The following is a 13140-nucleotide window of genomic DNA, read 5'->3' on the forward strand; positions in this document are numbered from 1 at the left end:
CACCCTGTTCAGTCGGGCTTTTTCAAATGGTCAAGGGCCTTCTGCGCCTCTTGCAGCTGTCCATGCAACGTCATTTTGATGTTGAATTGCGTCTCGCGTTTCATCTTTGATTTCAACTGGCTGATCTCGCGCTCCTTGGCCTTGATCGCCTCGAGCCTCTCCAGGCTCGCGTCGATGTCCTCTTCCGCAGCCGGTTCAATCGGCATCAGGGCCGTGAGCAGCTGATCGTAGAGTCCGCCGAGGTTCAGCGACACCGGCAGGGCCGCGCACTCTGTCTCTTCCGGCAACCACGCGCTGCGCAGGTGTTCCCCAACCAGCACCCACTTGGCGCTGTCTGCCTCCGAAGGGCGCTTGCGGGCCGCGGCGACCTGTATCTGACCATCCCGACGAAGCTCGAAGATCAACGGGAAGGGGACCGCGCGATCGATCGCGCGCAGGACGTCGGGGTGCAACTCTGTGGTCTTGAGCGTCAGGCGGAACACCTGGATCTCCGGCACCTGCTTGGTGGCAGGTAAACGGATCGTCTCCGGCGCCAGCTTGTAGGCCCAGGTGATCTGGTCCAACTCTTTCACGAAGCGGTCTTTCAGCGCTGTGCTCGCGCCCACGGCGTCGTAGATGCGGGCCTTCGGCACCACGCGCTTCAGCTGAGCCTGGTCGGGATATCGGAAGAGCGCAGTCAAAGCTGGTCTCTCACGACAATGAAGGCAATCAGCTCGAAGTCATCGATGCCCGCGATGGTATGCGTCAGGGCTGAAGTGTGGCCTCCTGCGAACAGGCTGTCGATGTCACGCTCCTCCTTCACCTCGATCATCGAGCGAATAGCATCACTCAAGAGCGCGGAGTATTTCTCCATGCTCCGGCCATCCTTGGTCTCCGCGTTGAAGGCTTCGCACAGGTCCTTCACAGGAGCGGGGTGTGACTTACAGCTGGTGCGCACGAGGTCGAGCAGACGTTTCACCTGCGTCTGGTCGACGACCACCTCCCCGTCTTCCGAGATGTAGACCAGGTAGTATGGGTGGAGCCGGTTCTGATGGTTGATGTTCACCGTGTCATGGATGTTGCGCAGGGCGAAAATAACCCCCGGGACCAGTCCGCGCTTCGCGTCGGAAGGCACCACGGCGTGCAGCCCGTTCGGCACTGTTGCGAGGTCGCCGTTCTCCTTGATGTAGTTGAGGAGATCCATGCGGAAGTCATTGAGCCCAAGATCAGTGATCGAGATCCCGGTCTTCACGTCTTCCAACTCGATCACCTCGTTCTGGAGGCGCTGAAGCTGCTCCTTGCGGTAGGCTGTCTCCGAGCTCTTGGCCGTCAGAACGTTGTCTTCCCCGGTGCCGGTCACATCGACAATATGCATCCGGTTCTCAACCCGTTCCTTCAGGTTGATATACTCGTCCAAGGAAATGTCCGGCCAGTAATTCGACAGCTGGATCGAGGTGTTCGGTGAGCCGATGCGGTCGATCCGTCCGAACCGTTGAACGATGCGAACCGGGTTCCAGTGGATGTCGTAATTGACCAGGTAGTCACAGTCTTGAAGGTTCTGACCTTCGGAAATGCAGTCCGTTGCGATCAGGATGTCGAGTTCAGTCGGCTCGTCCGGGAGGATCTTGTCCTTCTCTTTGGCGACCGGTGAGAACAGCGTCAGAACGGACTGAAAATCGAACGGCTTTCCGAGGGTTGTCTTGGGATTACCTGTCCCGGTGACTATGCCAGTATGAACGCCTGCCGAATCCTCAAAATGAGGTGCCAGCTGAGCGTAGAGATACTTCGCCGTATCAGCGAAAGCCGTGAATACAATGACCTTGCGGTTCCCGGGGTTGAGCGGCTCGGCCATCTTTCCCGAGATCTCGTTGACCAGATGCTGCAGCTTCGCGTCGTCCTCCGGCTCAACCCGGTTCATTTCGACGATCAAGCCATCGATGATGATCTGGTCGGCTGAAAGCTCCTGCTTCCAGGCTTTGACGTCCATGTCGGCGAGTGCGATCTTCACGGTTTTCCCGACTGAAAGACCTGAGAGATCATCATCCTCTTCGGCGAGTTCTTCGTCGATTTCGAGCTCCACGATGGAGTCGGAGCCACCCAAAGCCTCAAAACGAGCGATGGCCTTCAAGGTGCTCTCGATGTTCTTCGAAAGGGATCCCAGTGTCATGCGAAAGGCATGAACCGAGCTTTCAAGCCGTTTCAATAGATTGGTCGTCATGAGGGCTTGCAAGCTTCGTTCACGGTCAGCTTGTCTGAGTGTGCCCTTTCCGCCTTCGGTCCTGGTGTCGTAGAGCTCTTCGTATTTCCTGACGCGGCTCGGATAGATGTAGTTGACAGGCGCGTATACTGCCATTTTTAGACCAGTCAGCTGGCCATAAATTTCATTAAAGCCAATGATGTCTTCGCGGGTCGTGATCGGGAGATGGTGCGACAAGGGCGGCAGGCGAGCCGGAAACTTTCCGATATCTGCAGTATCGTAAAAGGTCTCGATGTGTTTGCGAGATCGGGCAATCGTCACGGCATCCAGAAGCTCAAAGAAGTCAAAGTCTAACTTCCGCAAGATGGTTGCGGCTGTCCGCTGCTCGGGGGGCAGCTCCGACCAAGCATTGAATGCCATCTGGGCTCGTCGAAAAATCTCCTCGACAGATGTCTTCGTCCGGAGGTTCTTGCTCAAATCATCTGACTGCCCTTCGTAGGCCAGAGCAAGCTGGTTGCGCAGGTCGGTGAAGCGATTGTTGACCGGTGTGGCGGACAACATCAGGACCTTGGTCTTGACCCCAGAGCGGATCACCTTGTTCATCAATCGCTGGTAGCGGGTCTCGCGATCCTTGTAGACATCATTATTCCGAAAATTGTGGGATTCATCAATTACAACAAGGTCATAGTTTCCCCAGTTAATACGATCGAGTCGCATGCCAAAAGACTCTCCAGAAGTTCGCGATAAGTCAGTATGGCAGAGGACGTCGTACCGGAAACGGTCCTTCGCAAATATGTTTGTAGTGAGATTTGCGTTATAGTTTCTCCAGTTGTCCACAAGCTTTTTTGGGCAAAGAACCAGAACGTCCCGATTTCGAAGTTCATAGTATTTTACGACCGCCAGAGCTGTGAAAGTCTTGCCGAGCCCTACGCTATCAGCGAGGATGCACCCATTGTAAGTTTCTAATTTGTTAATGATACCTACCGCGGCGTCCTTCTGGTAGTTGAAGAGCTTCTTCCAAACCAAACTATCCTGGTATCCGGTCTTATCATTTGGCAACACATCCTCGTCTACCTCCGAGAGGAAGTCTGAAAACAAGTTGTAGAGGATAACGAAGTAAATTCTTTCGGGACCATTCTCATGATAAACGGACTCGATATGATCCAAAACCTGTGACGTCACATCACTAAGCTTCTCGCCATCGGACCACAATTGATCGAACAGGCTGAGGTAAGTCTTTGTGAACTGTGGTTCGTCGATAGCTTGCGAGAGGCTCGAAAGGGCATCCCCGGCTTGGTAACCAAGGTCCACTGCGGTGAAGCCAGAAAGAGGCGTATAGGCGGTGTCGCTCGCCGGCGTTCCAACATGAGCAAACTGCTGCATGGGTGCGCTTGTGGCGTTCGACCGGAAACGAGCTTTCCTTCGAATCCAATTTGCACATTCGCGAGCAACCGCCCGCTGTGTCATTTTGTTGCGAAGCTTTATTTCAAACTCACCACCAGATACTGCTCCCTCTCTTATCTCACTCGGAATAAAGAACTGACGGCGCTCTTTTCTAATCTTGTCTACCGCACCGTTTGGAACAAACGTTGGAGATGTAAAGATAAACCGAAACTCATCGATTTCTTCGAGTTGGTCTCTTAGCGCTTCGTATGCATAAATTGAAAAATAGGCAGCGGCGATCGATAGACGATCGGCACCTTGGAGTGACGATTTTAGGTCGTCGCCAAGCAAAGTCGTCACATTATCAACGATCCGCACCCTCTACCTCATGTTCTTCAAGTCTTTTTGCGTTTGTCTCAGACTATAGCCTGTGCTGGCGAGCGCAACGTCTCGAATCGCCGGTTCTGACCAGCCTCGGAAGGCCCGCATCTCTGCGAGGTCGTCGGCACTGAGGTTGAGGACCTCTGCATGCTTGGCCGAGGGCTCTTCGGTCTGCCGATCAGTTGCCTGAAACGGGAGGTCGGAGCAGAATATACGACCGACTTCGACAATCGGGCCGCCAAATACTACGCGGGCATATACCAACGGACGTTCGCACCCGTATCAAGCCGCCCGGGTCACGTCCGTCAAGTTGGTGTAATTTCGCGGATGGCCTGAGTGCATGATCAGGCGGCTTCTGTTGTGATGCTGAGAATGGGGTCGATCTCTTCGGTGTCGATCTGGGCGAAGGCCTCGACCATCATGTAGCGGCTTGCGGTCTGCCATTCGTCGTTCTGTTCGAACAGCACCGCGCCGATCAGGCGCATGATGGAAGCCTCGTTCGGAAAGATGCCGACGACGTCTGCCCGGCGCTTCACCTCCTTGTTGAGGCGTTCGATCGGGTTGGTCGAATGCAGTTTCGTGCGATGCTGTCGGGGAAAGGACGTGTAAGCCAGCACGTCGTGTTCGCTTGCGTCCATCAGGTCGGCGAGCTTGGGCCAGCGTGGACGCAGCTGCTCGGAGACCTTGCGCCAGGTCTCGCCGGCATGGGCGCGGTCGGGCTGGTCGAAGACCTGCCGGATCGCGGCGGCGACGACGGTGTGCTGACCGCGGGAGACATGCGCGAGTGCGTTCCTCATCCAGTGAACGCGACATCTTTGCCAGGTCGCCTCAAAGACCCGGGCAATGGCGGCCTTGAGACCGGTATGCGCATCGCTGATGACCAACCTGATACCGCCGAGGCCACGGGCCTTCAGCGAGCGCAGGAACTCGGTCCAGAAGGTCTCGGCCTCCGAAGGTCCGATCCCCAGACCGATGATCTCGCGCCGCCCCTCGGTGTTGGCGGCGACGGCGATTATGGCTGCGACCGGCACGATGCGCCCGCCCTGGCGGACCTTGAGATAGGTGGCATCCAGCCAGAGATAGGGCCACTCGCCGCTGAGCGGGCGGTTCAGGAACTCGCCGACGCGCTCGTCGATGTCCTTGCAGAGCTTTGAAACCGTGCTCTTCGAAATGCCCGAGAGCCCCATCGCCTGGACCAGATCATCGACACGCCGGGTCGATACCCCGCCGATCCACGCCTCCTGAATGACCGCGACCAGCGCTTGCTCCGAGGTCTTGCGGGCCTCGAGGAAGCCGGGAAAGTAGCTGCCCTGCCGGAGCTTCGGCACCCGCAGGTTCAGCGTTCCCAGACGGGTATCGAGGGCGCGCTCCCGATACCCGTTTCGCCAGGTCGTGCGTTCGCCGCTGCGCTCGTGCCGACCGGCGCCGATCAGGCCCTCGACATCGGCCTCCATGATCAGCTGCAGAACCGCCTCAGCGACAGCGCGTAGGAAGTCGCCCTGGTCGTGCTTTGCGAGAAGCTCGGAAAGGTCCATGTTCGTCTTGGTCATCGGGGTCTCCGTGTGGTCCGTGGTTGAAGTCGCCAAACTCCACCTCGACCATACACCTCGATGGCCACCCGGGATCACACCGTCGACGGCGCCGAAATTACACCACGTGCTCGGACACTAACGCCGCCCGAGTGTGTGTTCGGGAACGTTCAATCGATCATCGCATCGACACTACCACTCCGCCAAAAGGCTCGACGCGACTTAAACTTCCGCTTCCCGGAATTTCTTCTTCGTGCCGAGGCGAAGTAGCCAACCTCCTTTTCGTGAGACCGGCAACTTCGAGCGTGTCGCTGCGGCGCCCAAAGTTGCTCTGGATGAGATGGAGGGCACGAACGCTTGGCAAACCCATGGACACCAATCTGGAACGAAAAACACGCCGCTTGGGCCATCGACTTTCGGGTGGGGCCACGCCGCATCCGCCGAAGGCTCCCAATAGCCGATAAGTCCCAACGCAAGATTGCCGAGAAGCTGGCGGAAAAAATCTATCACTCAGCTTGGCGGGACGAGCTTCAGGCCGAACAGAGGCCGAGGAAGACATCCTTCGTCAAGGCAGCGGAATTGTACGAGGCAAGCGGGGGAGAGGCCCGGTTCCTGCCAAAGCTCAAGCGGTATTTTGGGCGCGATACATCCATCGAGGACATCGACGAGGTTCGCATCATGGAAGCTGCCGCAGCTCTCTACCCGGAAGCGCGACCCGACACGATCCGGCGTCAGGTGCGTGTTCCCATACGTTCAATACAAAATTTCGCCGCTGGGAAACGTCGACAGAAGTCGACCGACACGCGGAGGGTTCGCTGGCTCAGCCCAGAAGAGGCAGAAAGGATGCTTCACGTAGCCAGCGATCCTGATGCGATTGCTCTGCGTGACCCACGACGTGAGACATTGCGCAAGATCGCCTTCATGCTCGGCACCGGTGCGGGGCCCGGCGAGACGATGGCGCTCGATGGAAAAGGTTGGAACCCCGCCACACGAGAGTGGTGGCTGCCGGGCACTAAGACGACTTTTCGCCCGCGCTTCGTCTTCCTGCCAAGGCGCGCGCTTGAGCTGATTGGCGAGATACCAGCCGAAGGTCCGGCCTTCCCGGCTCCTAATGGCCGACCCTACAAAATCCATCCAAACCGGGGCGCTCAGATGGCGCTCGCCTTCGGAAAGGTGCGCGATGCAGCCGGATTAGGCCCGGACGTCGTCCCCTACACGCTTCGTCATACTTGGGCGACCTGGTTTTACGCTCAGACCAAGGACTGGGCCGCTTTGCTCGATCATGGCGGATGGGGGCGCTCGGACACTGCAAACCGCTACAGGAAGATCGCGCCAAAGAACCTTGCGAACCAGCTTCTTGCCTATGGTTGGGACTTTCGGCCTGAGGAAGGTGAACCGGTTCGTTTCGGTGAGCTGATATCGGTTCGGTTTCGTTCAGACGAACCGGAATGATCTTCTCTACGCACCTGCCGCCCGAATCCAGATCTAACTTTGCGGGCGGGATCACTAAGAAATGGAGGCGCAAATGCATCCGTCCAGAACCACCCTACTCACCGCGCCGATTCCCATTGCCATCTCATTGGAGCTCGCACTGGATTGCCTTCACGGCTATCTGGACTGCGAACTGGGGAGCTTGGAGGACCTGCTCGACACTACGGATCAGGTACTTGCGATCGATGACATATGCACACTCAGCAAAATAAACTTGGATCGGTATGGCGAGCCGCTCGATACAAGACAAAAGCTCGAGCTCGCAATGCTGTGTCTGATGCGCCTGTATGAGACCGTATGGTATACGCCGCGAGATGATCCGTCCACTGCCAATGCAGCCACAGCGCTCGATAATTGGTTAAACAGTGCGGAGGTCATATTAAAAGAAATAATCGACATAATATACCACTCCTTGGCGTCGTGAGTTTAACGCCGATAGGGGCAGCGTAAGATTCGGCATCGATGGTTCAATCTCTGGAAGCTGATGGCCGTAGCCGTGTAGGATGAAAGACAACCGTTCACCCGGTGCCAGAAAGTTGACATGCGAGGGGACTTAGAGAACTCCGAGTTTGACTGCGGCGTGGCTGGCCGCGGTATTCCTCACATATCTGACATCGAGCGGCACGCCTTCGGCTTCGCCTTTGCAGATGGCGACCAGGGCCGTGAGGTCGGCCGCTCCCAACTTGGTCTGGCTACATATTCGAAGTAGTGCGTCGCGCTGCCACACCGGTAGTTCCACCGACCAATTTAGTATGTCGGCAAGCACTGCTGTCTCTTTAGTGAGATCATCTCCCTGCGCTTCCACATTTCGCCCCTCTTGCCAAGTCTGCTTTGGCCGCCTTTCTCCCTTGAAGCTTATTTCCGGCGCCCACTGGTTCAGGTGCTGCCGATGATGCGGCGCTCCTCACCGAGCGGGATGATCCAGCCGCCGGCTCGATCAGGTCGGGAAAATTCATCTGGACCCACAATCTGCGTCAGGCGGGTACGAACTGTTTCCATATCCGCATCTATAGCGGCGCGGATAAGGTCACGCTCGATGCCGACGAAAACCGGCCGGAGGTTGAGGCGAGCGAGCGCCTCCTGATCTGCAGGCGCGACGTCCGTCTCAGTGACAGGCCCGGCACGAGTAACGATCCCTCCGACCAGCGCGCCCAAGGTTGTGTCTTTTTCTACTTCTTTTACCGGCACAGCATCCAACAATGTTCGCACGCGTCGGAGGTCACCTTGTAGCCTCCGCTCGAAGGGCTGGCGGGTCAGGCCGCGGAGGGCGCTGGCGAGTTCGGCATGCCCGAGCGATTTGATGAGATTGGCGATATGGAGGCGTAGAAGCCCGATGAAAAGAGCATCTATCTCCTCCGTTTTGATCGGCTCGCCTTCATCCACCGGATCGCGGACTGAGAGGTGAGCGTTGGTCGGACGTGGCGCCGCAATTCCCCATCTTGTCGCAATCGCGATCCGCTTCACTGTAACCTTACTTCCTCCGGCGGTGATATCTATCCGTCCGGCCTGAGCCCAGGCGCGGCTCAAGGCCTTGGCCGGGCCGGCAGCATCATGGCAGCCTTTTGCCTCCGCCACGGTCAACGAGGACAGATCCGATGCACAGGCAATCCAGTCGGGTAAGTCTCCGCGGGACAAGCGCGTGACTTTGACCTTGCGGCGCCGATCGAGGTCGACAACGCGGCTGCCGAGGTGCGCGAAAATCGAGAGGTGGAAGTAGCGCTCGAGATAAGCTCGAGCCACAAAACGGCCGAACAAGCCGGATAGCGCGACCTTAACTTCCCGGGCCTGTCCAAGCGGTTCCCGAAAGACAAAGGGGGTCCCGGCGCCGGTTGGCGTCAACAATGCTTCCAAGATAGACCACGCGCCATATGCAGCCCCTGGAGTCTGCAAGACTTCGCGAATTCCAGCGTCTTCGATCTCCGAGATTTTCAAGTCAACTGTCGCCCCAGTGACGGGACTCAATGCTGCCGGATCGAAACTGTGCAGGAAGGTCCTTGTCATAGCGCCAAAGCTCGCTCAACAGAACAGATCCCGAAAACGAGCGGTAGCTTGCTCAATGATTGGAGGGACATCATTCGCGTAAACATTTTTTGCATCATTCTAAGCGACGAAGCCGAATGCAATGATCGAAGTCAAGTATTCACGGCCGAACCATGATCTATTCTTCAATCATTAGACAGTCACACGTCGTCAGGTTCGACTTTTCTGGAGAGATCAGGCTTAGTTATGGGATGGATTAAACCAGATACGGGACCGCACTTCCCGTGGCAAGGATGTGCAGGACATTGCGGCTTCCGGACCAATGATCTCACATACTCTGGAAACGAGTTCCTTTGGAACACGCATTCGTGCGATGCGCAGTGCATTCAGTAAGGCGTTGGCCTGTCCGCTTTCTTCCAGAAGATTTCTCACAAGATCGCTGGTCAACAGCCCAGCGGTCGAGACAACAGCCAGCTCGGGATACATTTCCGAACATAAAAGACGTGCCTTTCTTTCGTCAATCAGGGCTACGCCGGAAAGTTCGACGGCACAGCCGATGGTTGACGCTTCGCCGTCGTCAAGGGTGCGCAGCGTCGATCCGTCGATAAGACTTTCATAGACGGTCAGGGCATCCTCGCCCAGGTTGACACGGTGTGCGTGGCCCTGCTTGCAGAGCTCGTCCAAAGCATCGGCGTCGTGATACCCGTTCCGGCGGCCATTCTCCAGTTCGGCGGAGACATTCTCGGGAACGGCAAAGCGGCAGGGAAGTCCTCCGAGTATATCGGCGGCGCGGCCTGTTGCGTTCAGATTGATAAGAACACTCGTATCGGCGATGAAAACGGCATCTGGATCAGCGAGGCAGTTTAACCAGGTCATTTTCCTCGCCTTCTTCAGCCGCTGCGCTATCGAGCAAGGCACGAACGCTGTATCTGTCCAGATGGAGAAGGCGCAGGAGCTGACCTTCGCTGTAGATGCCCCGCTTCCAGGCCTCACCGGCCAAAAGCGCCAGCCGTGGCGGCAGCGTGGTGCCGGTTTCCGAGATCGGGAAGTGGCTCTGCGGAAGGTCTCCCAGAACCTGACGGGCTTGCTCGTCGGTGATGCCGCCATTCGCCTGAAACCAGTCCCACGTTCCCTTTCGAGCAAGACCCAGTTCTTCCAGACGGCGGACCATGGCTTCGCGGGCCACGCCGAACGCATGTGCAAGCAGAATGATATGGCGTCGGGTCAGATGAGAGTGACCGGCCGTAATGTCCTGGAAGCGCTGACGAACGGCGCGGGACGGCGTCAGGAAGCCACGGGAAAAGCTGTTGGCATAGCGCTCTTCGCGAGAAACGAAGAGCGAGCTTTCGGTCAGCACTTCCGGCTCGCGGCGAGACGATATGAAGTGCCCGAGTTCGTGTGCGGCGGTCGTCATAAGCCGGGAGCGGGGATGCAACGCATTCAGGAGCATGCAGGCCCCGGCCCGATCGTCATAAGCGAAGAGCCCAGAGATTTTTGAGTTCAGCGGACAAAGATAGACCCGGATGCCGAGCTGAAGATCCAGAACGGAGACGATATCGCCGACAGGCCCCGGCCCGATACCCAGCCAATCGCGCAAGTCCTGAGCATCCGCTTCGGCCTGTGCAACAACGGAGCGGTTATCTCCCGGCAGGATCGGGCGCTCCGGCGGATACCGACGTTCCCGATGAATCCCGAGGGCATTTTCCAGCTCAAGCTCCGCCGAGACAAGATCGTTAAGGAGGCGGCTCGACGACTCAACGGCATCGTCTTCGCTCTCACTGAGCTTCCGGAATTGCGGGGCAAGGTTGAGCTGAACCGCTTCCCGTCGGAGGATCGCGTTCGCGGAAGTGCCGTAGGCTGCGGCGAGCTTCTGCAACTCGTCGATGCGAATCCGGCGCTGACCTTTTTCTATTGCAACGACGGTCGTTCTGGCCGCTCCGATAACCCCGGCGGCGTCTGCCTGGGTCTTCTTCGCTTCTTCGCGGGCAAGCCTCAGGCGTTCGCCGATCTCCCGATCCGATAGTCTTTCTGCGGTGGCGTTCATAGTTTGCCACGCCGCCTTTCCGCCAGGAAAGAGCGGGCTCCCAAGCTGTTCATGTAGGTCTCCCATTCGGTTTTGTGTTGTTCGAGCAGGGCTCGCAGGTGGGTTTGCGTCTCATCGATGGACGCGCCGAGTGCCAGACCGAGCTGTGCGGCTTGGACGCGAACCTCCGGCCGCGCCGCGTCTTCGGCCATATCGGCCAGATGGTCGAGATGCAGGAACCCGGCATGGGCGTATTCCGCGAAGGCACCTCCGGCATGCCGAAAGCGCGGATCGACCGCCGCCGCAAGGTCCGGGGCGCTCAGGTCGGGTGCAGCGTACACGTCAGGCCGCTCACAAAGCCCAGCCGCATGAACGCTCATGCGTCGAAGCATGCAGGCAGCACAGACGCCGCATTGCCGCCATTCCCCGGCGATGGACAGCCAACGGCTGCTACGCCAGCAGGAGCGGGTATCCCACCAATCTTGCCCCTCAGGCAGGGCAGCATACTCCCGAAGGGTCTGGCCTTTCGTGTGCCAGAGCCGCGGGAAGCGGAATCGGATATCTCGCCCGAACAAGGCGCGGAAATACCGCTCCATCTTCCGTGCAAACACAGGATGGTTCCGATAATCGGGGTAGGCGTGTGCCACGCCGACCAGTGCAGGCCCGATAGCGCCTTGTCCGCTTTCAGGAATGACGATTTCAGCAGCACCGGATAGGTAGGCGGCGACGCCGGCGATCGAAGAGAACTTGAACCCCCGGTTTCTCGCCGTGGAATCCCTGTTCGGCCCGATATTCGAAAGCTCATATGGGACACCGGCGAAGGGGACAGGCTGGGCGAGCCCTCGCCGTCGCTTTGGCGTGCCGGTACCGAGCCTGACCTTCACAAGCCGGTTGCCCATCTCCTGGCGCAGCAATCCTGCAACCACCCTCGAGTCCATGCCGTCGCTATAGGCGATGACCGCTCGGGTATCGGGCGAAAGATCAAAATGCGCCGTCGGGACGGCAACAGATGGTGACGTTCTTTGCGAGAATTCGAAAGACCAGTCGTCGCCGGTCAGAAAGCCGACAGCATCGATCAGAGCGTTCTCAACTTCTCCGGCCTGCCATCGCGCCGCATCGTGGACCGGTATGTTCAGAGCGAAGATACGACGCCAGCCATGAGCCGGACGTCGAACGGTGCGGTCGGCATACTCGACGGCCGCAGCGACGAGCATGGCATCAAGCACAACCGGTTCCCGGTCGGCAAAGGCATAGGTCTCAAGGGATGCCGTCGAAAATCTGATAGCATCGATGGACAATCCCCGATTCCCGGCACGCGCGATTGCGCCAGGCTCCAGAAGATCGATGGCGGTTTCAGGAATCTGCGGTGCGTTGGTGACGGTCATAGCGGCATCGCCGGGCCGTCGTCGATCCCGGTCCTCCGCACAAGAGACGTGGCGCGTGAGGCCTGCACTTCGGTCTGACTGTGGCGACGGGCAATATCACCGAAATCGCACCGACCGCCGACGGCAGCGAGACGGTCGCGCATATGGCGGGCGCTACGGTCTCCGGCCTTGCGCTGATAGTGCTCTTCGATGCTGCGGCTGTGGCTTCGGAAGTTGCGGTCGAGTGCATACTGGAGCCCGCGTTGGCAGGCCGTTTCTCCCCGATCTCCTTCCAGAACGGCTTGGATAGCTCCATCTATGGCTGCGTTGCCGATTGCCGACCCGCGACATTCAATCCTGGAACGGTCAAGTTCGGTCACGACCGCGTCTCCATCTTGAGCGAACAGAGAAATTTCCGGGCCGACGCCGAGGATGCTGCGCAGGGAGCGGATGGGTACCTCGCGGAGGTCGCGCTCAAGTGCTCTCAAAGTCGCATCGGCAACATCGGAAATCGACCATGCGTCTTTGGAGGCCCGCTCGGCGACAGGCTTCCAATGCGACTTCAGGGGCAGGCTTCTATGCGGTCCGTCACTCATGGCGACCTCCTTGTCAGGTTGATAAGCCAGTTGACCTGACAATGTCAACATCTCTGAGGTGCGCACCTGACATCGGGAGCTGAGGGCCTCTGCAGCAACCTTGCGGCGCTGCAGAGGTTCTGGCTGCATATCTTGCCGAGACGTGGAGCTCGCTCACCTGACCGACACAGTCTGTAGTGGTTCTGAGAAAGAAAGGGCGGCTCTTGCCGCCCCGTGC

General features: G+C 58.2%; 9 protein-coding genes. 1 reads left to right on the plus strand and 8 read right to left on the minus strand.

Features of this window, described 5'->3' with window-relative positions; translation table 11 throughout:
• Positions 1-8: 8 nt before the first annotated feature.
• The 3 genes from K1T73_RS15965 to K1T73_RS15975 all read right to left on the minus strand — a co-directional run bounded on the left by K1T73_RS15965 (position 9) and on the right by K1T73_RS15975 (position 5490).
• Complete coding sequence (locus tag K1T73_RS15965) at positions 9-680, minus strand: DUF4391 domain-containing protein (protein ID WP_220601650.1); 672 nt, start codon at positions 678-680, stop codon at positions 9-11.
• The gene (locus K1T73_RS15970; protein ID WP_220601651.1) at positions 677-3937 is read right to left on the minus strand and encodes a helicase-related protein; all 3261 of its coding nucleotides are present in this window, start codon (positions 3935-3937) and stop codon (positions 677-679) included. The genes K1T73_RS15965 and K1T73_RS15970 overlap by 4 nt, the downstream gene beginning before the upstream one ends.
• Positions 3938-4284: 347 nt before the next feature.
• Positions 4285-5490, minus strand: a complete 1206-nt coding sequence (locus K1T73_RS15975) for an IS256 family transposase (protein ID WP_220601652.1) — start codon at positions 5488-5490, stop codon at positions 4285-4287.
• A gap of 336 nt (positions 5491-5826) precedes the next feature.
• Here K1T73_RS15975 and K1T73_RS15980 point away from each other — a divergent pair, with 336 nt between their 5' ends.
• Complete coding sequence (locus tag K1T73_RS15980) at positions 5827-6921, plus strand: tyrosine-type recombinase/integrase (RefSeq protein ID WP_220601653.1); 1095 nt, start codon at positions 5827-5829, stop codon at positions 6919-6921.
• A 915-nt stretch (positions 6922-7836) separates the two neighbouring features.
• Here the strand turns inward: K1T73_RS15980 and K1T73_RS15985 are convergent.
• The 5 genes from K1T73_RS15985 to K1T73_RS16005 form a co-directional block, all read right to left on the minus strand.
• Entirely contained in the window at positions 7837-8961 is a 1125-nt protein-coding gene (locus K1T73_RS15985) for a hypothetical protein (protein WP_220601654.1), read from the minus strand.
• A gap of 219 nt (positions 8962-9180) precedes the next feature.
• Complete coding sequence (locus K1T73_RS15990) at positions 9181-9816, minus strand: hypothetical protein (RefSeq protein WP_220601655.1); 636 nt, start codon at positions 9814-9816, stop codon at positions 9181-9183.
• Positions 9791-10984 (minus strand): XRE family transcriptional regulator, encoded by a 1194-nt coding sequence (locus K1T73_RS15995; protein WP_220601656.1) that lies wholly within the window; start codon positions 10982-10984, stop codon positions 9791-9793. Before K1T73_RS15995 ends, K1T73_RS15990 begins: the two co-directional genes overlap by 26 nt.
• Complete coding sequence (locus K1T73_RS16000; protein ID WP_220601657.1) at positions 10981-12348, minus strand: 7-cyano-7-deazaguanine synthase; 1368 nt, start codon at positions 12346-12348, stop codon at positions 10981-10983. Before K1T73_RS16000 ends, K1T73_RS15995 begins: the two co-directional genes overlap by 4 nt.
• A complete protein-coding gene (locus tag K1T73_RS16005; RefSeq protein ID WP_220601658.1) occupies positions 12345-12923 on the minus strand; it encodes a hypothetical protein in 579 nt (192 codons plus the stop codon). The genes K1T73_RS16000 and K1T73_RS16005 overlap by 4 nt, the downstream gene beginning before the upstream one ends.
• Positions 12924-13140 lie beyond the last annotated feature (217 nt).

Origin of the sequence: Roseovarius sp. SCSIO 43702 (assembly GCF_019599045.1) — a bacterium.
Classification (GTDB): domain Bacteria; phylum Pseudomonadota; class Alphaproteobacteria; order Rhodobacterales; family Rhodobacteraceae; genus Roseovarius.

Coding starts and splice junctions, on each gene's coding strand:
- K1T73_RS15975 (WP_220601652.1), bottom strand. CDS start 5,490: ATGACCAAGACGAACATGGACCTTTCCGAGCTTCTCGCAAAGCACGAC.
- K1T73_RS15990 (WP_220601655.1), bottom strand. CDS start 9,816: ATGACCTGGTTAAACTGCCTCGCTGATCCAGATGCCGTTTTCATCGCC.
- K1T73_RS16000 (WP_220601657.1), bottom strand. CDS start 12,348: ATGACCGTCACCAACGCACCGCAGATTCCTGAAACCGCCATCGATCTT.
- K1T73_RS15995 (WP_220601656.1), bottom strand. CDS start 10,984: ATGAACGCCACCGCAGAAAGACTATCGGATCGGGAGATCGGCGAACGC.
- K1T73_RS15985 (WP_220601654.1), bottom strand. CDS start 8,961: ATGACAAGGACCTTCCTGCACAGTTTCGATCCGGCAGCATTGAGTCCC.
- K1T73_RS16005 (WP_220601658.1), bottom strand. CDS start 12,923: ATGAGTGACGGACCGCATAGAAGCCTGCCCCTGAAGTCGCATTGGAAG.